Origin of the sequence: Domibacillus robiginosus (assembly GCF_000966195.1) — a bacterium.
Lineage (GTDB): Bacteria > Bacillota > Bacilli > Bacillales > Domibacillaceae > Domibacillus > Domibacillus robiginosus.
Genome location: NZ_LAHL01000011.1, coordinates 142626 through 165846 on the forward strand (window position 1 = coordinate 142626; position 23221 = coordinate 165846).

Annotated in this window: 20 protein-coding genes and 1 tRNA gene; 18 read left to right on the forward strand and 3 right to left on the reverse strand. The window is 44.9% G+C overall.

Translation table 11 applies throughout. The features are described 5' to 3' along the window. Positions 1 to 54: 54 nt before the first annotated feature. The 4 genes from rph to VP97_RS07840 all read left to right on the forward strand — a co-directional run bounded on the left by rph (position 55) and on the right by VP97_RS07840 (position 2131). A complete protein-coding gene (gene rph, locus VP97_RS07825; RefSeq protein WP_050181185.1) occupies positions 55 to 813 on the forward strand; it encodes a ribonuclease PH in 759 nt (252 codons plus the stop codon). Next, positions 806 to 1414 (forward strand): XTP/dITP diphosphatase, encoded by a 609-nt coding sequence (locus tag VP97_RS07830; protein WP_050181186.1) that lies wholly within the window; start codon positions 806 to 808, stop codon positions 1412 to 1414. Before rph ends, VP97_RS07830 begins: the two co-directional genes overlap by 8 nt. Continuing rightward, positions 1411 to 1920 carry a metallophosphoesterase gene (locus VP97_RS07835; RefSeq protein WP_050181187.1) on the forward strand — a complete coding sequence of 170 codons (510 nt, stop codon included), beginning with the start codon at positions 1411 to 1413 and terminating at the stop codon, positions 1918 to 1920. Before VP97_RS07830 ends, VP97_RS07835 begins: the two co-directional genes overlap by 4 nt. A 137-nt stretch (positions 1921 to 2057) precedes the next feature. Continuing rightward, positions 2058 to 2131, forward strand: a tRNA-Arg gene (locus VP97_RS07840). A 979-nt stretch (positions 2132 to 3110) separates the two neighbouring features. Here the strand turns inward: VP97_RS07840 and VP97_RS07850 are convergent. Beyond that, positions 3111 to 3500 (reverse strand): SET domain-containing protein, encoded by a 390-nt coding sequence (locus VP97_RS07850; RefSeq protein ID WP_050181189.1) that lies wholly within the window; start codon positions 3498 to 3500, stop codon positions 3111 to 3113. Positions 3501 to 3633: 133 nt separating this feature from the next. Between VP97_RS07850 and VP97_RS07855 the strand changes: the two genes are divergently transcribed. The 5 genes from VP97_RS07855 to yihA all read left to right on the forward strand — a co-directional run bounded on the left by VP97_RS07855 (position 3634) and on the right by yihA (position 10687). Then, positions 3634 to 4581, forward strand: a complete 948-nt coding sequence (locus tag VP97_RS07855) for a hypothetical protein (RefSeq protein ID WP_050181190.1) — start codon at positions 3634 to 3636, stop codon at positions 4579 to 4581. Between the two features lie 121 nt (positions 4582 to 4702). Further along, positions 4703 to 5989: a trigger factor gene (tig, locus tag VP97_RS07860; RefSeq protein ID WP_050181191.1), complete on the forward strand. Its 1287-nt coding sequence runs from the start codon at positions 4703 to 4705 to the stop codon at positions 5987 to 5989. 198 nt (positions 5990 to 6187) lie between these two features. Then, entirely contained in the window at positions 6188 to 7453 is a 1266-nt protein-coding gene (gene clpX / locus VP97_RS07865) for an ATP-dependent protease ATP-binding subunit ClpX (protein WP_050181192.1), read from the forward strand. Positions 7454 to 7727: 274 nt separating this feature from the next. Then, positions 7728 to 10052, forward strand: coding sequence for an endopeptidase La (gene lon, locus VP97_RS07870; RefSeq protein WP_050181193.1), 2325 nt, complete (start codon positions 7728 to 7730; stop codon positions 10050 to 10052). After that, complete coding sequence (yihA, locus tag VP97_RS07875) at positions 10049 to 10687, forward strand: ribosome biogenesis GTP-binding protein YihA/YsxC (RefSeq protein ID WP_050181194.1); 639 nt, start codon at positions 10049 to 10051, stop codon at positions 10685 to 10687. Before lon ends, yihA begins: the two co-directional genes overlap by 4 nt. A 32-nt stretch (positions 10688 to 10719) precedes the next feature. On the opposite strand, the gene VP97_RS07880 is transcribed toward yihA, so the two are convergent. Then, positions 10720 to 11214 carry a hypothetical protein gene (locus VP97_RS07880; protein ID WP_050181310.1) on the reverse strand — a complete coding sequence of 165 codons (495 nt, stop codon included), beginning with the start codon at positions 11212 to 11214 and terminating at the stop codon, positions 10720 to 10722. 380 nt (positions 11215 to 11594) lie between these two features. On the opposite strand from VP97_RS07880, the gene hemA reads away from it, so the two are divergent. The 7 genes from hemA to VP97_RS07915 all read left to right on the forward strand — a co-directional run bounded on the left by hemA (position 11595) and on the right by VP97_RS07915 (position 18579). Further along, complete coding sequence (gene hemA / locus VP97_RS07885; protein ID WP_050181195.1) at positions 11595 to 12938, forward strand: glutamyl-tRNA reductase; 1344 nt, start codon at positions 11595 to 11597, stop codon at positions 12936 to 12938. Positions 12939 to 12951: 13 nt separating this feature from the next. Further along, positions 12952 to 13785, forward strand: coding sequence for a cytochrome C assembly family protein (locus VP97_RS07890; RefSeq protein ID WP_050181196.1), 834 nt, complete (start codon positions 12952 to 12954; stop codon positions 13783 to 13785). Positions 13786 to 13819: 34 nt separating this feature from the next. Continuing rightward, positions 13820 to 14746 (forward strand): hydroxymethylbilane synthase, encoded by a 927-nt coding sequence (gene hemC, locus VP97_RS07895; protein ID WP_050181197.1) that lies wholly within the window; start codon positions 13820 to 13822, stop codon positions 14744 to 14746. Beyond that, on the forward strand, positions 14743 to 15498 hold the full coding sequence (locus VP97_RS07900) for a uroporphyrinogen-III synthase (protein ID WP_050181198.1): 756 nt from the start codon (positions 14743 to 14745) through the stop codon (positions 15496 to 15498). The genes hemC and VP97_RS07900 overlap by 4 nt, the downstream gene beginning before the upstream one ends. 4 nt (positions 15499 to 15502) lie before the next feature. Next, positions 15503 to 16480: a porphobilinogen synthase gene (gene hemB, locus VP97_RS07905; RefSeq protein WP_050181199.1), complete on the forward strand. Its 978-nt coding sequence runs from the start codon at positions 15503 to 15505 to the stop codon at positions 16478 to 16480. 14 nt (positions 16481 to 16494) lie between these two features. Continuing rightward, positions 16495 to 17784 (forward strand): glutamate-1-semialdehyde 2,1-aminomutase, encoded by a 1290-nt coding sequence (gene hemL / locus VP97_RS07910; protein WP_050181200.1) that lies wholly within the window; start codon positions 16495 to 16497, stop codon positions 17782 to 17784. Between the two features lie 105 nt (positions 17785 to 17889). After that, positions 17890 to 18579, forward strand: coding sequence for a hypothetical protein (locus VP97_RS07915; RefSeq protein WP_050181201.1), 690 nt, complete (start codon positions 17890 to 17892; stop codon positions 18577 to 18579). Here the strand turns inward: VP97_RS07915 and VP97_RS24490 are convergent. Beyond that, a complete protein-coding gene (locus tag VP97_RS24490; RefSeq protein WP_245629860.1) occupies positions 18521 to 18706 on the reverse strand; it encodes a hypothetical protein in 186 nt (61 codons plus the stop codon). The genes VP97_RS07915 and VP97_RS24490 overlap by 59 nt on opposite strands. Positions 18707 to 19157: 451 nt before the next feature. On the opposite strand from VP97_RS24490, the gene VP97_RS07925 reads away from it, so the two are divergent. Together VP97_RS07925 and VP97_RS07930 are read left to right on the forward strand one after the other, a co-directional pair. Further along, positions 19158 to 21800, forward strand: a complete 2643-nt coding sequence (locus tag VP97_RS07925; RefSeq protein ID WP_050181203.1) for a valine--tRNA ligase — start codon at positions 19158 to 19160, stop codon at positions 21798 to 21800. Between the two features lie 63 nt (positions 21801 to 21863). Next, a complete protein-coding gene (locus tag VP97_RS07930) occupies positions 21864 to 23165 on the forward strand; it encodes a bifunctional folylpolyglutamate synthase/dihydrofolate synthase (RefSeq protein ID WP_050181204.1) in 1302 nt (433 codons plus the stop codon). Positions 23166 to 23221: the final 56 nt, after the last annotated feature.

Consider the following 23221-nt stretch of genomic DNA (forward strand, 5'->3'; position numbering starts at 1 on the left):
CGCGTAATTTTTGGAAAATGGACAGCGGAAGCAGGAAAAAACGGAGGAATGTATATGCGCACAGATGGACGAACAGCAAAAGAACTTCGGCCGGTTGAAATTCAAACCAGCTTTTTAACACACCCGGAAGGATCCGTACTCATTTCTGTCGGAAACACAAAAGTCATTTGTACGGCGAGCATTGAAGACCGAGTTCCACCGTTTATGAGAGGAAGTGGAAAAGGGTGGGTTACAGCTGAATATGCGATGATTCCGCGTGCAACCGGTCAGCGCAACATGCGGGAATCAACAAAAGGAAAAGTAACAGGGCGAACGATGGAAATTCAACGCCTAATCGGCCGTGCGCTGCGTACGGTTGTTGACCTTGATGTTATCGGAGAACGGACCCTTTGGATTGATTGTGATGTGATCCAAGCGGATGGTGGAACTCGTACCGCAGCGATTACCGGCGCATTCGTAGCCATGACATTGGCTTTGCATGATTTGGCGATCGAAAAAGATTTCCCTGTCTATCCGATCACAGACTTTCTTGCGGCGACCAGTGTCGGTATTGTCGGGGAGCATGGAGTTGTTGTAGATTTAAACTACGAAGAAGACAGCAGCGCTGAAGTAGACATGAATGTGGTTATGACCGGGTCTGGCCAGTTTGTTGAAGTGCAGGGAACTGGAGAGGAAGCGACATTCTCCATGAATGAGCTTCAACAAATGCTTGAAGCGGCACAGGGAAGTCTTGAAGCTTTATTTGAGATTCAAGCAGAAGTGCTTGGCGTTGCAGCAGAGTTGATTTACGAAAGGAAGTCAGCAAATGAATGAAGTAATAATAGCTACACGCAATGTGGGCAAAGCAAAGGAATTTGTCCGCATGTTTGAACCTATGGGAATAACAGTTAAAACGTTGCTCGATTATCCTGAACTTCCAGACGTAGAAGAGACAGGTGAAACATTTGCAGAAAATGCGCTGTTAAAAGCAGAGTTTGCCGCCCGATCAACAGGCCGGCCGGCAATTGCTGATGATTCAGGACTGATTATTGATGCGCTTAACGGTCGGCCAGGCGTGTACTCAGCTCGTTATGCGGGAACAGAAAAAGATGACCAGGCAAACAATGATAAGGTGCTTGAGGAAATGAAAAACATACCAGAGGAAAGCCGCAGTGCCCGCTTTATGTGTATACTGGCTGTAGCATTTCCGGATGGGCGTGATCCCCTCTGGGCAGAAGGAAGCTGTGAGGGAACGATAGGATTTGAAGAAGCGGGAGAGCACGGTTTTGGGTATGATCCGCTGTTTTTTCCGGAAGGGTACAATGTAACAATGGCACAGCTGGATCCGGAGGAAAAAAACAAAATCAGTCACCGGGCGAAAGCGCTGCATTCCTTGCGAGCACAGCTGCCAGAATTGGCAGGTGATTTAAAGTGAAAATGTTAGTGGTAAGTGACAACCATGGCTGGAGCAGTATTTTATCAGATTTAAAACGCCGTTATGCTGATAAAGTCTCTGTCATGATTCATTGTGGAGATTCTGAAATGGATGCGTCATCGCCGGAAGTGGTCGGTTACACGATCGTCCGTGGAAACTGCGATGACGAGGACAAGTTTCCATATGATATATTAGAAAGTGTAGAAGACTGTCGTGTGTTTGTGACACATGGACATCGTTATAACATTAAGATGACTTTAACAAACCTGGCAATGAAAGCAAAAGAAACAGGAGCTGACTTTGTTTTTTTTGGCCATTCCCATTCGCCTGGTGCTGAAATGGCCGACGGGGTTTTATACTTGAATCCGGGAAGTATTGCGCTCCCACGGGGGCGGCGTGAAAAAACATACGCGATTGTAGAAGTAAGCAAATCGACCATTTCTGTTCAATTCTATGATGAAAAGCACCATGAAGTGAAAGAGCTTGGCTGCACGTTCAGTCGTTGAGTGAACAAAACGTCCTGCCTCTGCAGGACGTTTTCACTCAAAAATAAAAGAAATCGATCAGCATTTTATTTTAAATTAAAAATAGGTGTTGACAGGGGATATATGGATTGATATTATAGATATTGTCTTCAGAAGAAGTCTCAGTAGCTCAGCTGGATAGAGCAACGGCCTTCTAAGCCGTCGGTCGGGGGTTCGAATCCCTCCTGGGACGTAATAAAAAAAGCGCCGTAGGGCGCTTTTTTGTTTGCTTAAAAAGAAATCGCTTGCAAAATCTGAGGCGATTTTTTTCTATCTAGTTTTATTCTTTTTACAGAAAAAAAGTTTGCGATAAAAGTATTAATCAATGCTTTTTATACTGTAGACAAATGATTGATAACTGTGCACATGAATGGGATAGATCGGCGGCGTCCGGGCAGCTCCGCTTTCCAAGGGGCAGGAGGTGAGCTCGCCTTCACCACTTCGCGGCAAAGCCAATCTCACCTGTCCCGCTAGTCCCTTAGGAGTCTTCGCCCCGCGCCTGCCACCTTTGTGGGGATGAAAAGAAGCCAGTAAAACCAGTCTATTTCCCTTTCTTTGCTGGAAAGAACAGAAAAAGCCTTTCACTCCCCTGTTTTTCAGAAGCACAACGGGTGGAGGGCTGCCGGCGCAGACTCCCGCGGGAAGAGCGGACAGGCTGACACAGACAGCGCGAAGCGGTGGCTGGTTCAGCGTTCGCCCTGCAGGAAAGCGCAGCCGCCAGTCCGGAGCCCCCTGACGCTGTTTTTAGAAAGGGAAGACTTTCAGGCAAGCTAAGAAAGAGAAACACCATATAAACTTTTTAAAAAATGAACTTCTTCTTGACTTCTTTGTTTTTCAACACTATGAAAAGCATTAACCAATGCTTTTCTTTTTTTTGTAAAGCTAAAAAAAGAAATGGCGGCAGTCTTTTAAAAAAGCTTCAAAATAGAAGAGCAAAAAACGGCGAGGATTATTTATGACGGGGGTTATATGATAAACAGTCACATACCGGGTTGAAGCATGGTTTACGCACACGGCGCTATTTCATTGTGAAAATCCTTCCTCGAACATTAGGCAGTTCAACCATGTAAAAGAATATTGATATATTCACCTACTATGAATTTGAGCGTCCATTCTATCCCCAATATAAAGGGAAGCCGAGCTATAAGTGAAGAATAAAAAAAGCCCTGAACTTATTGTTCGAGGCTTTCGTCATTAAACCAGAGCGGGGCGTTATCATCCACATCTCCGTTGTAGTTAATTAAAATTTCTTCGCCAGCTTGAATGTCCCGGTATGCATAAAACTTAAATGAATGGCTTTCAAAATGGATATCATATATGGCATTGGGCTCGTAAGAATGATTAAACAGCATACCGTAGCCGAGCAGGATAGCAGTATGGTTGGCGCCGTATTCAAAAGCATAATCCGCTAAAAGAGTTTTCTCGATATGGATGTGCTGTTCGTTCGGGTAAGGGATAACAGGAGCTTCATGCAGCATTTCTCCTTTTTTTATATCACGCACAGCAAAAACGCCCCGATTGAATTCGCCGTCACTTAGTGCAGATGTTTTAACTTCGATCATAATGGAATCTCCTCTTCTGTATGTTCATACTATTAGCATGACAGTCAAAAGAGGTAAGAGCAACTGTTTTCTCTGTTCAATCGCGCGGCACCATGCTACACTCAACTATTATAAGAGCGAGCGGGTGAGAAAGATGAAAAAAAAGAAGCGGAAAAAATCCGGTAATGTTGTACAATTCCCCGGAACATCGGCCCGGCTCCAGCAGCAGGGGCAGCAGGCATTAGAAAAAAAGCGGTTTGATGAAGCGATCCGCCTGTATACTGAAGCCCTCCGCTTTGAAGACGAGCATCAGGAAGATATTAAAACGGCTCTTTTAATTGCCTACCATGAAAGTGGCAGCCACGATGAAGGAATTGAACTTTCGCGCGCAATGCTTCATGCAGGGGAAGGGCAATACTTCGATGTATTGGATTTGCATGTGCTTATGCTAATTCAAAAAAGAAGATACAAGGAAGTAGCGGAGACGTTATCCGTTTTGCTTGAAGAAGGGCTTCCTCCGGACCGTTATGAGCATTTTGCTCATTTAAAAGCTTTGGCAGACCGAATGAGTGTGAAAAAAGAAGAAGTCTTGTTTAAGCCGTCCGATTTTCTTCAGGATAAAATAATGAAGCTGGCAGAACTGGCGAAAACCGATCCGGCCCCTTTTAAAGAGGAACTGATAGACAGGGCTGGAGACAAAACAGAGCATCCATTTATTCAAACGATGGCCATTGGACTGTTACGGGACATTGGAACAGCCGAAAAAGTATGGGTGCGGAAATTTCAATTGGAAAAAGAAATCATTCCGGTAATGGAAGGAGAAGCATTCAGTCAGCCGTTTTTCAAAGAGGTAATCGAGCTTTTGGAAGAAACCGCCGGTCAAAATGAGCCGGCTCTGTTTGAACAGGCAGTGGAGCTGGCCAGGCAGTATCAATTTTTGCTTTACCCGTTTGACCCGCCTGCTTCCATTGAGCAATGGGCAGAGGCTATTGCAGCAAAAATAAAGCGCCTGTATGAGATGGACAGTGTAAAAGAAGTGTCGGCGGAGATGGAAGCAGCACTTCTGTTTATGAAAGAACTCGATGAAATTTCAGCCTTTTAGTTGAAACAGAGTGACTGTATGGTATAATGTAAAAGTCGTATTGTGTCCTTTTTATATCAATCGAGAATATACATAGGACGAACGTTCATATTTATTAATAGATTGTTGGAGGGAATTTTTTATGTCAGCAAAGTGGGAAAAACAAGAAGGCAACCAAGGCGTATTAACAGTTGAGGTTGACGTTGAAACGGTTAATAAAGGCCTTAACACAGCATTCCAAAAAGTCGTTAAAACAATTAATGTTCCAGGATTCCGTAAAGGGAAAATGCCTCGTCCGTTGTTTGAACAGCGTTTTGGCGTAGAAGCACTTTACCAGGATGCAATTGATGCAATTCTTCCTGAAGCATATGGAAATGCGATCGACGAAACAGGCATCGAGCCAGTTGACCGTCCTGAAATCGATGTAGAGCAATTTGAAAAAGGCAAGCCGTTCATTTTCACAGCAAAAGTAACAGTGAAACCAGAAGTAACGCTTGGCGATTACAAAGGTCTTGAAGTAGAAAAAGAGAGCACAGAAGTAACAGAAGAAGATGTTGAAAACGAATTGAAGGATCTTCAAAAACGTCACGCTGAGCTTGTTGTAAAAGAAGACGGCACTGTTGAAAACGATGATACAGTTGTTATCGACTTTGAAGGTTTCGTAAACGGTGAAGCATTTGAAGGCGGCCAGGCGGACAATTACTCAATCGTAATCGGCTCTGGCACATTTATCCCAGGCTTTGAAGAGCAGCTGATCGGTATGAAAACAGGAGAAGAAAAAGACGTTGAAGTTACATTCCCTGAAGAATATCATGCAGAAGAGCTTGCAGGACAGCCGGCAACATTCAAAGTGAAGCTTCACGAAATCAAAGCACAAGAGCTTCCTGAGCTAAACGATGAGTTTGCAAAAGAAACAGACGAAGAAGTAGAAACACTTGAAGCGCTAAAATCAAAAATTCAAGAACGTCTTGTAGAGCAAAAGAAAAATGCTTCTGAACAAAAGCTTCGTGACGATCTTGTTGAAAAAGCTGTTGCAAACGCACAAACAGATGTGCCTGAAGCAATGATCAACACAGAAATCGACCGTATGCTTCAAGAGTTCACACAAAACCTTTCTATGCAAGGTATGAATCTTGACTTGTACTATCAGTTCTCAGGACAGACAGAAGAAGATCTTCGCAGCCAAATGAAAGAAAATGCTGAAACGCGTGTACGCACAAGCTTAACGCTTGAAGCAATCGCTGAAGCAGAAAATCTTGAGCCGACAGATGAAGATGTAGATGCAGAAGTAAACAAAATGTCTGAGCAATTTGGTCTTTCAAAAGAAGACATTCAAAAAGCACTTGGCAGCCTTGAAGGCATGAAAGCAGACTTGAAAATTCGCAAAGCAGTCGAATTTCTTGTCGAAAACAGCACTGCTGGTGCATAATAAATAAAGAACACACTGACAGGGCGCGACGTGATCGTGCCTTGTTTTCTACCCATAAAGAGTCCAAAAACGCTTTTTCTTTTTGGTTTTGTGGCAAGTGTGCTACAATGCGATACATAACTTAGTTACGGCGCAGTTAAAAGGCGGACTGCTAAAAATGGCTCCGGCTGCACCAACATAGCATAAGGGGTGAACCAGATGTTTAAGTTCAATGAAGAAAAAGGACAATTAAAGTGCTCGTTTTGCGGGAAATCGCAGGACCAGGTGAGGAAACTCGTCGCGGGACCGGGCGTTTATATTTGCGATGAGTGTATTGAGCTATGCACAGAGATCGTAGAAGAAGAACTTGGCACAGAAGAAGAAGTAGAATTTAAAGATGTACCGAAGCCAACGGAAATTCGTGAAATTTTAGGGGAATATGTAATCGGACAGGAACGTGCGAAAAAATCGCTCGCTGTTGCGGTATATAACCACTATAAGCGTATTAATTCAAACAGTAAAATCGATGACGTTGAACTGGCGAAATCAAATATTTGCTTGATCGGCCCGACAGGAAGCGGGAAAACGCTTCTTGCTCAAACGCTGGCGCGTATTTTAAATGTGCCATTTGCGATTGCTGATGCAACGTCACTGACAGAAGCTGGTTACGTGGGAGAAGACGTTGAGAACATCCTGCTTAAATTAATCCAGGCGGCTGACTATGATGTAGAAAAAGCTGAAAAAGGAATTATCTATATCGATGAAATTGATAAAGTAGCTCGCAAATCGGAAAATCCATCTATTACTCGAGATGTATCCGGTGAAGGCGTTCAGCAGGCGCTTTTGAAAATTTTAGAAGGAACAGTCGCAAGCGTTCCGCCACAGGGTGGACGTAAGCATCCGCATCAAGAGTTTATCCAAATTGATACAACCAATATCCTCTTTATTTGCGGTGGAGCATTTGATGGTGTTGAGCAAATTATTAAACGCCGTCTGGGCCAAAAAGTGATTGGTTTTGGTTCTGAACAGAAAAATGAGCAGGCAGAAGAAAAGTCCTACCTGGCACAGCTTGTACCAGAAGACTTACTTCGTTTTGGTTTAATTCCAGAATTTATTGGCCGTCTTCCAGTTATTGCAAGTCTGGAGCAGCTGGATGAAGAAGCGTTGATTGAAATTTTAACGAAGCCGAAAAATGCGCTTATTAAGCAATATCAAAAAATGCTGGAACTTGACGATGTAGAGCTTCAATTTGATGATGCGGCTTTAAGTGAAATTTCGAAAAAAGCGATTGAGCGGAAAACAGGTGCCCGCGGCCTTCGTTCTATTATTGAAAGTATTATGCTTGATGTAATGTATGAATTGCCGACACGTGAAGATATTAAAACATGTGTGATCACGAAAGAAACTGTAACTGACCTTGCGCCGCCGCGTCTTCTCGATGAAAACGGGAACGATGTCGGCTCTGCTGATAAAACGTCTGCATAAACGCTGATTGATCTTTTAAGGAAGGGACAGTGCCTCAAGGGGTGCTGTCCCTTCTTTTCAATCGACAGTGTCTATACCTTTGCGTTAAGATAGGAAGAAAGAAAGGGAAGAAAAGAGATAAATTGGACGTTGTCCAGCTTCAGACACTATCGGAAGTCTGCAAAATGCGGGTGACAAAAGTAAGGCAGCATATGATACGTCACGTGCTTCCGCTTTGTTCCAATAGCCGATAAATGGATGTCTTGCGCTTTTCTTACTGGGAGGGAGATTTGCCATGAAGGCAGATACAATTTACACTGTGCCATTGCTTCCGCTGCGCGGAATGCATGTATATCCGACAATGGTGCTGCATTTAGATGTAGGCCGGGATCGGTCAATTGAAGCACTTGAAAAAGCAATGATGAACGACCAGCTTGTTTTTTTATCCGCTCAAAAAGACCCGGATTTAGATGATCCATCCGGAGATGATGTATACGAAGTCGGTACCTTAACAAAAGTGAAGCAAATGCTAAAGCTTCCAAATGGAACGATCCGTGTGCTTGTTGAAGGATTAGAGCGGGCGAAACTAATTTCGGTTGTAGATCAGGAAGCTTTTTATGAAGCTGTCGTGGAAGTGCATACAGAAGATGCATCAAAAGATGCGGAAACTGAAGCGCTTATGCGGATGCTGTTAAAACAATTTGAGCAGTATGTCAAGCTGTCCAAGAAAGGCTCAACGGAAGCAATCAGTTCTGTTGCCGACATTGAAGAGCCAGGAAGACTGGCTGACATTGCTACATCACATATGTCACTGAAAGTAAAAGAAAAGCAGGAGATTTTAGCAACGTTTTCAGTGAAAAAAAGACTTGAACGTTTAATTGCCCTTCTTCACAGTGAGCGGGAAGTATTAAACTTGGAAAAGAAAATCGGTCAACGTGTGAAAACGTCGATGGAAAAAACACAGAAAGAATATTATTTGCGTGAGCAAATGAAAGCTATTCAGCTTGAACTTGGCGACAAAGAAGGAAAAACAGGGGAAGTCGAAGAGCTGACCTCGCGTATTATGGCGGCAAATATGCCGGAGCATGTCGAAAAAACAGCGATGAAAGAGCTTGATCGCTATGAAAAAATTCCACAAAGTGCTGCGGAAAGTGCGGTCATTCGTAACTATCTTGAATGGCTTGTTACACTGCCGTGGTCTCATGCAACAGAAGATGACCTGGATGTGTTAAAAGCAGAAAATGTATTGAATCGTGACCATTATGGGCTTGAAAAAGTAAAAGAACGCGTGCTTGAATTTTTGGCAGTTCGTCAATTGACACAGTCGCTTCGAGGACCGATTCTCTGTCTTGGTGGCCCTCCTGGAGTAGGGAAAACAAGTCTCGTTCGTTCGATTGCCGAATCGCTTGGCCGGAACTTTGTACGCATCTCACTTGGAGGCGTCCGCGATGAATCGGAAATCCGCGGTCATCGCCGCACCTATGTCGGTGCAATGCCAGGCCGAATTATTCAAGGTATGAAAAAAGCCGGCACTGTAAATCCAGTTTTTTTGCTGGATGAAATTGATAAAATGTCGAGCGATTTCCGTGGCGACCCATCCGCAGCTCTTCTTGAAGTGCTTGACCCAGAACAAAATCATAACTTCAGTGATCATTACATTGAAGAAACGTATGATTTGTCGAATGTTATGTTTATTGCAACAGCAAATGATTTAAGTGCCATTCCGGGACCGCTCCGTGACCGTATGGAGGTTATATCTATCGCCGGCTATACGGAAGTAGAAAAAATCAATATCGCTAAAGATCACTTGTTCCCGAAGCAAGTAAATGAAAATGGCCTTACGCGAAATCAGCTTCGGTTAAAAGATGAAGCCATTCGAGACATTGTCCGCTATTATACGCGCGAAGCCGGCGTACGGGGTCTGGAGCGTCAAATGGCTGCTATCTGCCGCAAAGCAGCTAAAAAAATCGTGTCAGGCGAGAAAAAGCGGATTACCGTTACCGATAAGAATTTGCAAGAGTATCTCGGCAAGCGTATTTTCCGCTACGGGCAGGCAGATACTGAAGACCAGGTCGGCGTGGCCAATGGGCTTGCTTATACTTCGGTTGGCGGAGATACCCTTCAAATCGAAGTATCACTTTCGCCAGGAAAAGGCAAGCTTATTTTAACCGGAAAATTGGGTGACGTAATGAAAGAATCGGCACAAGCCGCCTTTAGCTATGTACGCTCAAAAGCGAATGAACTGGGTATTGAAGCAGATTTTCATGAACATCATGATATTCATATTCATGTTCCAGAAGGCGCTGTTCCAAAGGATGGACCATCTGCAGGGATTACAATGGCGACAGCCCTTATTTCGGCACTTACGGGGCGTGCAGTACGCCGTGATGTAGGGATGACCGGGGAAATTACGCTGCGCGGCCGTGTCCTGCCGATTGGCGGTGTAAAAGAAAAATCACTTGGTGCACACCGTGCCGGTTTAACAACGATTATTTTGCCGAAGGATAATGAAAAAGATATCGATGATGTTCCAGAAAGCATCCGGGAAGGAATGACATTCCTGCCTGTTTCAACAATGGATGAAGTATTGGACATCGCGATCGGAGGAAGCAATTCATGAAAGTAAACAATGTGGAACTGGTGATCAGTGCCGCGAAACCGCATCAGTATCCAACAGATGGTCTGCCGGAATTTGCGCTCGCTGGGCGTTCAAATGTCGGGAAGTCATCTTTTATCAACCGGATGATTGGCCGTAAAAGCATGGCCCGCATTTCATCAAAACCGGGTAAAACACAAACGCTGAATTTCTATAAAATCGAAGACACTGTGTTTTTTGTCGATGTGCCGGGCTACGGCTATGCAAAAGTAGCGAAAACAGAACGGGCTGCCTGGGGCCGGATGATCGAAACGTATATGACAGACCGGGAACCGCTTGCCGCCTGCATTCATATTGTCGATTTACGTCATGCTCCTTCCGCTGATGACGTAGCGATGTATGAGTTTTTAAAGCACCATGATATTCCGACCATTGTCATTGCGACAAAAGCGGACAAAATTCCAAGGGGCAAATGGCAGAAGCATTTGAAGGTAGTAAAAGAAACACTTGATTTTGATCCGCTTGATGACATTATTGTGTTTTCATCAGAAACAGGTCTTGGGAAAGAAGAAGTATGGAAAGCCGTGAAAAAGCGGATGTTTGAACAAAAAGAATATCAAACAGAGCTTCGTCAAGAAGAGCAGTTTGAAGAAGAATAAAAGGAGCCTCCCGTATTTTAGGGAGGCTCCTTTTACGTTTTTTTTCGGGCTGGGCCGCTGTTTTTTTGCACGAACAGCAAGTATCCACCTATGACAATTAAAATGAGCGGCCAAAACTGCCAGAATGACCCGGCCGGCCCCAGCCATTGTTTTACAGTACCATAAAAAAGCATGACAGCCGCGAGAGCCAAAAATAAAACACCATTTAAAAGGCCTCGTCCTGTCTGCTGATGCTGTAGCAAAAAGCCGACGGCAATAATTAGCAGGAAAACACCTGTATCATTTGCCCACCAGCCGAGGTAATCTACTACATAAAAGTGAAGACCAAACCCTGCGAGTACGACACCTGGAACAATTCCATTTCCATCGCCTTTAAACCCCTGGGCGAGAAAAGCAACTCCTGTAATAAAAAGCAAAGCTGGCCAGCCGAGATAAGGTTTTACCCATGTAAAAGCGGATTGATGAAGAAAAAAGTACAAACCAAAGCCGATCAATAAAATTCCTGGGAAGATACGCTGTTCGTTCATGTCGATTAAGCCCCGCTTTCCAACACATTTAATAAAAGTTTCCAAAATGCAGATTATGAAGACATAATAATAGACGCTCCTGTTACTTTTGATCCTTACTAGCTTCCAATTCATTCTATTGCTAAAATTATTTTTATTTGATAATATTTATAAATAAGAAAGAAACAGGACGTAAGGCATAAAGGCGTACGATGGATGCCATGGTTTTCGTTTTTGATTTTCTGTCTATGGTATAGAAAGAAGCATTACATGTTTATCCCTGTTCAGTAAGCATGTCTGCCTTTTATGTTAGCATATGTTCACAATTTATGAATAATAAAAACGTCGCATTATGATATAATGAGACCTACAATGAATCGTTTTTCGGGGGTGCAAGTAACGTGCATATCATCACGGTGGGATTAAATTATAAAACAGCCCCGGTAGAAATTCGCGAGCGTCTTTCTTTTAGAGAAGATACGCTTGCAGCAGCGATGACAGAGCTCCAAAAACAAAAAAGTGTGCTTGAAAATGTTATCGTATCGACTTGCAACCGTACAGAAATTTATGCGGTTGTAGATCAGCTGCATACCGGCCGCTACTATATAAAAGAATTTTTATCTAAATGGTTCGATATTCCGCAGGCAGACTTTACACCGTTCTTGTTCATTTATGAGCAAGAAGCAGCAGTCGAGCATCTTTTTCGTGTGTCTGCCGGGTTAAATTCAATGGTTCTTGGAGAAACACAAATTTTAGGACAGGTTCGCCAGAGCTTTCTGCAATCACAGGAAGTAAAAGCGGCGGGTACTGTATTTAATCATTTGTTTAAGCAAGCTGTTACACTAGCAAAACGAGCGCATGCAGAAACAGATATTGGCGCGAATGCTGTATCTGTCAGCTATGCAGCGGTGGAGCTCGCTAAGAAAATTTTTGGCGAGTTATCAGGACGCCATGTGCTGGTGCTTGGTGCCGGAAAAATGGGCGAGCTGGCGATCAAGAACCTGCATGGCAGCGGAGCAACTAAAGTGACAGTGGTGAACCGGACGTTCCAAAAAGCAGAAGCGCTTGCTGAACGCTTTGACGGACAGGCTAAAACAATGGATGAGCTGCAAAGCGCACTGGTTGAAGCAGATATTTTAATCAGTTCAACTGGTTCAAAGGATTATGTGGTTACAAAAGAGGTAATGACAGGTGTCCAGAAAATGCGCAAAGGACGGCCGTTGTTTATGGTTGATATTGCTGTGCCTCGTGATATTGCGCCGGAAGTAGCAGAGCTTGACAGCATTTTCTTATATGATATTGATGACCTGGAAGGCATTGTCGAGGCGAATCTGGCTGAACGCGAAAAAGCCGCTGCGAAAATAGGGCTTATGATTGAAGGGGAAATTGTTGCCTTTAATGAATGGATTAATGTGCTGGGTGTAGTGCCGGTAATCTCGGCTTTACGTCAAAAAGCACTTTCAATCCAATCGGAAACGATGGACAGCTTAAATCGGAAGCTGCCGCACCTGTCGGATCGCGATCGGAAAGTGCTGAGCAAGCACACGAAAAGTATTGTGAATCAAATGCTGAAGGATCCGATTTTGCAGGCAAAAGAATTAGCCGGTGACAAGCGGGCAGCTGAAAAGCTTGAACTCTTTATGCACATTTTCAATATTGAAGAAGATGTTCAAGAACTGAAACGTGCACAGGAAGAAGAAGAGCGTGTTCAAATGGTTCAAACAAAGCCTTTACTCCAGTTTTAAGTGAGGTTACGCCATGTTGGAGCAGGGAATGACTCGCCTTCATGAACTTATGATTATTTTATACGCCGTAAGCGTATTGCTTTATTTTCTTGATTTTGTTCAAAAAAACCAGCGGGCGAATCGAATCGCCTTCTGGATCCTAACGATCGTTTGGAGTCTGCAAACGATTTTTTTGGCCCTGTACATGTACAATGCCGGACGTTTTCCGGTACTGACTCTTTTTGAGGGTCTTTATTTTTATGCATGGGTGCTGATTACATTTTCGCTTGTGCTAAACAAGCTCCTACGGATGGACTTTACCGTTTTTTTCACAAATGTTATCGGGTTTATGATTATGACAGTTCATACCTTTGCACCTATTCAGGTGGAATCACAGGCAGCAGCGGAAAAGCTCGTATCAGAACTTTTGCTTCTTCACATTACAACGGCTATTTTGTCCTATGGCGCTTTTTCTCTGTCCTTTATTTTTTCCGCACTTTACTTGCTGCAATATCGTCTTTTAAAGCTGAAAAAGTGGAATGAACGGCTATGGAGACTTGGAGACCTGGGCCAGCTCGAAAAGCTGTCGGTTGTTTTGAACGCAATAGGTGTTCCGCTTCTGCTGCTCAGCTTAATCTTAGGACTTGTCTGGAAAACGATTAAGCTGCCCGAGGTAAGCTGGTTTGATTTGAAAATTGTTACATCTTTTGTTTTACTGTTTATATATAGCACTTTTTTGTACGTTAAAGTACGAAAAGGAGTATCGGGAAAAACACTCGCATACATCAATGCAGCAGCTTTTCTCATCATCTTAATGAACTTTTTCCTCGGAAGCCGGCTGTCCACATTCCATTTCTGGTATTCGTGACACCGGCTTTCGAGCGGTTATGGAGGGAATTATCTTGCGGAAAATTATTGTCGGATCAAGAAAAAGCCGCCTGGCGCTTACGCAAACAAACCAGGTGATTGACCAGCTGAAAGCACTGTCGCCAGGAACAGAATTTGAAGTAAAAGAAATTGTGACAAAAGGCGACCGTATTTTAGATGTGACATTATCTAAAGTGGGCGGCAAAGGCTTGTTCGTAAAAGAAATCGAGCAGGCACTTTTTGACGGCGAAATAGACATGGCTGTTCATAGCATGAAGGACATGCCGGCTGTTTTGCCTGAAGGACTTGTGATTGGCGCTGTGCCTGAGAGAGAAGATCACCGCGATGCGCTTATTTCTAATGGTCATGTAAAGTTCCATGAATTGCCTTCGGGCTCTATTATAGGCACGAGCAGTCTGCGCCGCAGTGCTCAGATTTTAGCTGCAAGACCGGATCTTGAAATCAAATGGATTCGCGGTAATATTGATACCCGGCTGGCGAAGCTGAAAAATGAAGAATATGATGCCATTATTTTAGCCGCAGCCGGTCTTGCACGTATGGGCTGGGCAGCAGATACCGTAACAGAATTTTTGGATGAAGAATTATCTGTTTCAGCTGTTGGGCAGGGTGCGCTGGCGATTGAATGCCGTGAAGATGATCAGGAGTTGCGGGCACTTCTAAACCAGTTTACCTGTGAAAACACGAAGCGGACTGTTGCAGCCGAGCGGTTTTTCCTGGGTGCTGTAGAAGGAAGCTGTCAGGTGCCTGTTGCTGGATTTGCAAAGGCAGATGGCGCGGAGCTGTCTCTGACTGCGCTTGTCGCTTCACCGGATGGGAAAACAATTTTAAAAGAAACGGTTTCAGGAAGTGATGCCGAGCAAGTGGGCTTACAAGCAGCCGAGCTTTTAAAGAACCGGGGTGCGCTGGAATTAATCGAAGCCGCAAGAGCAGCGTCTGAATGAAGCCGCTCGCTGGTAAACGAATTGTTGTAACACGTCCCAGGGGACAGGCGGCACCGTTTATTGGTAAAATAGAAGAAGCGGGCGGCACAGCATACGCAGTGCCGCTTATCGCATTCCGGCCATCGCAAGACAGGCAGGAGGAAGCCATTTTGGCTGCCTTGCATACATATGATTGGATTTTGTTTACAAGTAAAAACGGTGTTGATTTTTTTATGCAAAAAGCCGGCCACCTTTTGCATAAGATTGGAGCCAAGTGGGCAGCAATTGGTACTCAAACCGCCAGGGCAGCAGAAGCTTATGGGCTTTCTGTTTCCTATATGCCGGGACGCTTTTCAGCAGAGGATATGGCGGAGGAAATACGAAATGGATTATTTCTTCCAAAAAAAATGCTCGTTCCAAAGAGCAGCATGGCGCGCAGTGTAATAGCGGATACAGTTCGTCAGTCAGGAGGGCAGGCAGACGAGTGGATTGTATATGAAACGTACTTTCCTGCTGATGAAAAGGAACACTTATTAGAAGTAATTCGGATGGAAAAGATAGACATGATTACTTTTACAAGTCCGTCTGCCGTTCGTCATTTTATGCAGATTCTGAAGCAGTCACAGGAGCCGCTGCCTGATACGGATTACGGCGTAATTGGACGGGTAACGAAAAAAGAAGCGTTGTCGAATGGCATACGTGTTGCCGTTTGCCCGGCTGTGTTTACGATTGATGCGCTTGTGGAGGAAATGGGCCAATTTTATAAGGAGTGATAGTATGGAATTGAATTTTGATCGTCACCGCCGCTTGCGTCAAACTGCTAATATGCGTGCGCTTGTGCGGGAAACACAGCTTCATGTAAATGATTTTATTTATCCGCTTTTTGTAGCAGAAGGAGAAGGAATCCGCAATGAGGTTCCATCTATGCCGGGCGTTTTTCAATTATCTCTTGATCAATTAAACCAGGAGATTGACGAAGTGATTGAGCTGGGCATTAAATCGATTATTTTGTTCGGCCTGCCTGACGTAAAAGATGCGATTGGAACAGGTGCCTACCATAACGACGGCATTGTTCAAAAGGCTACACGGCATATTAAAGAACAATATCCAGACCTTATCGTGATCGCGGATACATGTTTGTGTGAATATACCGATCATGGCCATTGCGGTGTGATTGAAGGAAGCCGTGTGTTAAATGATCCTTCACTTGATTTGCTGGCGAAAGCAGCGATCAGCCAGGCAAAAGCGGGAGCGGATATTATTGCACCATCCAATATGATGGATGGATTTGTTGCCGCTATTCGCCAGGGACTGGATGAAGCAGGCTTTGAAGAAGTACCGATTATGTCTTACGCTGTAAAATATTCTTCTGCTTATTACGGGCCATTCCGTGATGCGGCGGACTCCACACCGCAATTTGGAGACCGGAAAACCTATCAAATGGATCCGGCCAACCGGCGTGAAGCAATTAGGGAAGCACAGGCTGATATAGAGCAGGGGGCTGACTTCTTGATCGTAAAGCCGGCTCTTTCTTACCTGGATATTGTCCGGGACGTACGGAATGAATTCCAGGCACCTGTTGTCGCTTATAGCGTAAGCGGCGAATATGCCATGGTGAAGGCTGCCGCTTTAAACGGCTGGGTGGATGAAAAAGCCATTGTGCTTGAAACATTGACGAGCATGAAGCGTGCAGGCGCGGACTTAATTATGACCTATCATGCAAAAGATGCTGCACGTTGGCTGAACGAACAATAATAGGAGGCGTTTTCATGCGTTCATTTGAAAAATCAAAAGCTGCTTTTAAAGAAGCGGTGGAAATGATGCCGGGCGGCGTAAACAGCCCGGTCCGCGCGTTTAAATCAGTTAACATTGATCCTATTTTTATGGAGCGGGGTAAAGGCTCTAAAATTTGGGATATTGACGGGAATGAATACATCGACTACGTGCTTTCATGGGGACCACTTATTTTAGGCCACTCGAATGACCAGGTAGTCCAAGCGCTGAAAAGAAGTGCGGAAACCGGTACAAGCTTTGGTGCCTCTACACTACTTGAAAATGAAATGGCAAAGCTTGTTATTGAGCGGGTGCCATCGATTGAAGTGGTTCGAATGGTATCAAGTGGTACAGAAGCAACCATGAGTGCTCTCCGGCTTGCGCGTGGATATACAGGGCGCAATAAAATCCTTAAGTTTGAAGGCTGCTATCATGGCCACGGAGATTCACTGCTGATCAAAGCGGGTTCCGGCGTAGCCACACTTGGACTGCCGGACAGCCCGGGTGTGCCGGAAAGTGTTGCGAAAAATACAATCACTGTACCATACAATGATACAGAAAGCGTCCGCTATGCATTTGAGCAATTTGGTGAAGATATTGCCTGCGTTATTGTTGAGCCTGTTGCCGGCAATATGGGGGTTGTTCCTCCACAGCCGGGATTTTTAGAAGGACTGCGTGAAATAACAGAGCAAAATGGTGCTCTACTTATTTTTGATGAAGTGATGACAGGCTTCCGCGTCGGCTACAATTGCGCACAGGGACATTTCGGCGTAACACCGGACCTTACCTGCCTTGGCAAAGTCATCGGTGGCGGTCTGCCAGTAGGCGCTTACGGTGGAAAAGCAGACATTATGAATCAAATTGCACCGGCCGGAACGATTTATCAGGCAGGAACACTGTCTGGAAACCCAATGGCGATGACCGCTGGAATCGAAACGCTTCGCCAATTGACGCCGGCTTCTTATGAAGAATTTGGGCGCAAAGCGGATATGCTTGAAAAAGGGCTGACAGAAGCGGCAAAGAAACATGGCATTCCAATTACCTTTAACCGTGCAGGTTCAATGATCGGCTACTTTTTCCATGAAGGACCGGTTCAAAATTACGACGATGCAAAAGAATCAGACCTTGCCCTATTCGCAAACTACTTCCGCGAAATGGCACTTGAAGGCGTCTTTTTAGCACCGTCCCAATTTGAAGGACTGTTCCTATCCACAGCACATTCTGATGAAGATATCAATAAAACGATTCAAGCTGCTGAAAAAGCATTCAGTCGCTTGAAAAAATAAAACTTTCAGTGCCTGTTCTATTGCGTTTTTATACGTTTGGACAGGCACTTTTTTTCATGTTTTCCTTTTTACGCGCATACACTAGCGCGAAAGGGAGGGGTGTGCATGGAAGAGTTATTTTTCGTTGCGCTTCAGGAGGATGTTGTATTTCCAGAAGGAGAAGAAGTGGATGAACTGCTGTCTATCTCTCTTGACCCGCAGGTGGTGATTCAAGGGGCAAGTGTACAGGGCTCTATTGAGGTAACAGGCGAATATCGAATAAACGATCATTTTGGAATGGAAGAAGATTCTGTCCGCCAGTTTTTCCGCCATATCCCGGTGCAGGCCATTTTGCCTCCGGATCAGCGTGCGGCGGATGGAGCAGATATTGAAATTCACACCTTTGATTATACAGTGAAAAAGCCAGACCGGCTTATTTTAGAAGCAGAACTTGCCATTGCAGTGTCTGCTGTAAGAAAAGTAGAGGAAGAGCAAGAGCCGATTGTGGCAGCTGCTTATGAGTATGAAACAGAGGCAAGCTTCGAGAATGATTTAGAAGAGCTTGAAGACAGCGAGACGGAAGAAAGCATCCAAGCCGAAGAGGATCAGGAAGCAGATCAAACGGCAGAAACAGAAGATGCCGCTGTTCAAGTTCAAAAGCGGGCGGAAGACGATGCTTCCATTTTTAGCTGGCTTGAAGAGCGGCCGGTGCAACAAACAAAATGGCGTTTTCAAGTATCGTCTGGCAATGTAGAGCTTATAGCCACTCAAGATGAAGAGCAGCCGCCAGGAGAATCAAAAGAGACAGCAGAATAACATCAAATGTCGTTGGCAAAAACAGCGTACGCAGTCCTTGAAAGCAGCAAAGGGGGATGATAATCCGGCAGCACATAAAGCGGCAGCGGCGCAGCCAAGGCGGCCATCTGTCGTAATGACGCATCATAAAAAACACTCCTTTTAAAGTTACTGTCCAGCTTGGGATGCCACGGAAAGTCTACGCGGTTTTGCGACACAAGGTAATCTCTTTTGAAGGTATAAAAATGCCTTCGTCCGTGATCACCTGATGCTTGCAGACGATAAGCGGCACCTGCCCTTTTCTTATCATATGAATTGCACGAAAAACGGTGCGCAAGGTTGACGCACAGAAGCGTTTTCGGCTAAGATAATGGTATTGAAAAGAAACGTGTGGACCGAGAAAAGGTGGTACCGCAAGCAGCCTCTTCGTCCTTTTCAGGCGGTGGGGCTTTTTTTTATGATGTCCAAGCTTAGCGCCGTCAGCTTAACGTTATACGTTCATTTCTGATAGAGTCCCCAAAAAAGTCTCTGACAGAGACAAGTGTATGGCGGCCGCTGAAAATTGTGTGCTTTGCGCTTTTTTACAAGGAGGAAAAACAATGTCACAACAAGAAACAAACATGCCGACGAAATATGATCCACAGGCAATCGAGCAGGGTCGATATGACTGGTGGACAGCCGGTAAATTTTTTGAAGCAAAAAACGATGAGTCTAAACCCCCTTATACAATCGTGATTCCACCGCCAAATGTTACCGGGAAACTTCATCTTGGGCATGCGTGGGATACAACGCTGCAGGACATTTTAACGCGTATGAAGCGGATGCAGGGCTTTGACGTTCTATGGCTTCCAGGAATGGACCATGCAGGTATTGCTACGCAGGCAAAGGTAGAGCAGAAATTAAAAGAAGAAGGCACCACGCGCTATGACCTGGGCCGTGAAAAATTCCTTGAAGAATCATGGAAATGGAAAGAAGAATATGCCGGGCATATTCGTGCCCAATGGGCGAAGCTTGGTCTTGGCCTTGATTACAGCCGTGAACGCTTTACACTTGATGAAGGACTGTCAAAAGCGGTTCGTGAAGTGTTTGTAAAGCTGTATGAAAAAGGACTCATCTATCGCGGTGAATACATTATCAACTGGGATCCGTCCACGAAAACAGCACTGTCAGATATTGAAGTCATCTATAAAGACGTACAGGGCGCTTTTTATCATATGAAATATCCGCTTGAAGATGGCTCCGGCTCGATTGAAATCGCAACAACACGTCCGGAAACAATGCTTGGTGATACGGCGGTAGCCGTTCACCCGGAAGACGAGCGTTACAAGCATTTAATCGGCAAAAATGTTGTTCTCCCAATTGTCGGCCGTGTGATTCCGATTGTGGCAGACGATTATGTAGATCCTGAATTTGGAAGCGGCGTTGTGAAAATTACGCCAGCGCATGATCCGAATGACTTTGAAGTTGGGAACCGTCATAACCTCCCGCGTATTCTCGTGATGAACGAAGACGGCACGATGAACGAAGAAGCCGGTACATACAACGGCATGGACCGCTTTGATTGCCGTAAGCAAATCGTTAAAGATCTTCAGGAATCAGGTGTCCTGTTTAAGATTGAAGAGCATATGCACTCAGTCGGCCATTCAGAAAGAAGCGGCGCTGTGGTGGAGCCGTATTTATCCACACAATGGTTTGTAAAAATGGAGCCTCTGGCGCAAGAAGCAGTCGAGCTTCAAAAAACGGAAAACAAAGTAAATTTTGTGCCGGACCGCTTTGAAAAAACGTACCTGCACTGGATGGACAATATTCGTGACTGGTGTATTTCCCGTCAGCTCTGGTGGGGACACCGCATTCCAGCCTGGTATCATAAAGAAACAGGCGAAGTGTATGTTGGCCATGAAGCGCCAAAGGATGCGGAAAACTGGGAGCAGGATACAGATGTACTGGATACATGGTTCTCATCTGCTCTATGGCCGTTTTCAACAATGGGCTGGCCGGATACGGATTCTGCTGAATTCAAGCGTTATTACCCAACAGCGGCCCTGGTAACAGGGTATGATATCATTTTCTTCTGGGTATCCCGGATGATTTTCCAGGGACTTGAATTTACCGGTGAACGACCGTTCCAGGATGTTTTGATCCATGGTCTTGTCCGTGATGCGGAAGGTCGCAAAATGTCCAAGTCTCTTGGCAACGGCGTGGACCCAATGGAAGTAATCGACCAGTACGGTGCCGATTCACTTCGCTACTTCCTTGCGACAGGCAGCTCGCCAGGACAGGATCTGCGCTACACAACGGAAAAGGTTGAAGCAACATGGAATTTCGCCAATAAAATTTGGAACGCATCCCGTTTTGCCCTTATGAATATGGGCGGCATGACGTATGATCAAATTGATTTGACCGGCAAAAAATCCGTCGCAGATGAGTGGATTTTAACCCGCTTAAATGAAACCATTGAAAGTGTGACACACTTATCGGACAAATACGAGTTTGGTGAAGTCGGCCGGACGCTGTATAACTTTATTTGGGACGATTTCTGCGACTGGTATATCGAAATGGCGAAACTGCCATTGTACGGTGAGGATGAGCAGGCAAAAGCAATGACCCGCTCGGTTCTGGCTTATGTACTCGACAACACAATGCGTCTTCTGCATCCGTTTATGCCGTTTATTACAGAAGAAATCTGGCAGAACCTGCCGCATGAAGGCGAAACAATTGTTGAAGCTTCATGGCCAAAAACGGATTCTTCTTTAACGAATAAAGAAGCGGCAGCAGACATGAAGCTGCTTGTTGATATTATTCGTGCTGTACGTAATATCCGTTCAGAAGTAAATACGCCAATGAGCAAAAAAGTACCGCTCGTGTTAAAAGCAAAAGACGAAGCAGTTCTTGCCACTTTAACCGAAAACCGCTACTACATTGAGCGCTTCTGTAATCCAGATGAGCTGGTAATTGATACAAACCCGGCTGCACCGGAAAAAGCCATGACGGCTGTTGTAACAGGTGCCGAGCTGTTTATGCCGCTTGCGGGTCTGTTAAACATTGACGAAGAAATTGCCCGTCTCGAAAAAGAAAAAGCAAAATGGCAGTCTGAAGTAGACCGCGTACTGAAAAAGCTGGCCAATGAGCGGTTTATGTCCAAAGCGCCGCAAAAAGTGGTTGATGAAGAGCGTGCGAAAGAAACGGATTACCGTGAAAAGCTTGCTGCTGTAGAAGCACGCATTGAAGATTTAAAGAATTAATCGTACAAGACGAACCCGCCTCAAAGCGGTTCGTCTTTTTCGTACATAAGGAGAGAAATCAATATGAATCATTACGAAGAAGCCCTGGACTGGATCCATGGACGCCTGAGAGTAGGAATCAAGCCGGGTTTAATGCGGATGGACTATATGATGGAGCAGCTGGGTCATCCGGAGCGGCATATAAAAGCCGTTCACATTGGAGGAACAAACGGAAAGGGCTCAACTACGGCAATGCTACGGTCGATTTTAACGGAAGCGGGTTTTGAAACAGGGACCTTTACATCGCCTTACATTGAACAATTCAATGAGCGGATCAGCGTAAACGGAATTCCTATTTCAGATGAAGAAATCACAATCCTTGCCCAAAAAATTAAATCGATTGCCGACGAAATGGAAGAGCTGGAAATGGGCGGGCCGAGTGAATTTGAAATTATCACCGCAATGGCATTTTATTATTTTGCTTACGTTCATCCAGTTGATATTGTCCTGTTTGAAGTCGGGCTCGGCGGCCGCCTCGATTCAACGAATATCGTGTACCCGCTGCTTTCGGTCATTACGACAATCGGCATGGATCATCTTCAGTTTCTCGGTGATACGCTCGCGGATATTGCACGGGAAAAAGCTGGAATCATTAAAAGCGGCGTGCCGGTGTTAACCGCTGTCCATCAGCCGGAAGCACTCGATATTATTGCTAGAACGGCAAAGGAAAAGAGATCAGCTCTTTATCAATTCGGCCGGGATTTTAACGGCACCTGGACCGCTTCAACGGAAGGCGGGGAGCAGTTTGACTTTACTTCTCTTTACGGCAGCCAGCCCGCTCTCCAAACAGGTCTCGCGGGGCTGCACCAGGTGCAAAATGCATCAGTAGCGGTTATGGCCGCTGACTTTTTACGGATTTATTATTCTTTTTTAATCGAAGACGATCACATTAAAAAAGGACTCGAAACGGCGATATGGCCGGGCCGGTTTGAAACCTTGTCGAATGACCCACTTATTATTGCAGACGGCGCCCATAATGAAGAAGGCGTAGAAGCGCTCACGCGGACGATTGCACAGCGTTTCCCGGATAAAAGAGTGACGGTGCTGTTTGCGGCGATGAAGGATAAACCTCTTGATGGGATGATTGCACGGTTGAAAAAATCGGCAGACCGCCTATATCTCGCGCCTTTTGATTTTCCACGTGCTGCAAGTGCTGAACATTATGAACAATTTACGTCTGAAACAGTTCAAATAGTTCAAAGCTATCTATCTGTAATTCAGCTGTTTCAACAGAATGCTTCCAAGCAGGACGTTTTAATCATTACCGGATCGCTTTATTTTATATCTAGCGTGAAAAAAGACATAAAAACCATTCTTTCCAAATGAGAACGGGGTATATATAATAGTAAGAAAGAATGCCTCAAAGGAAAAGGCTGGTGTGT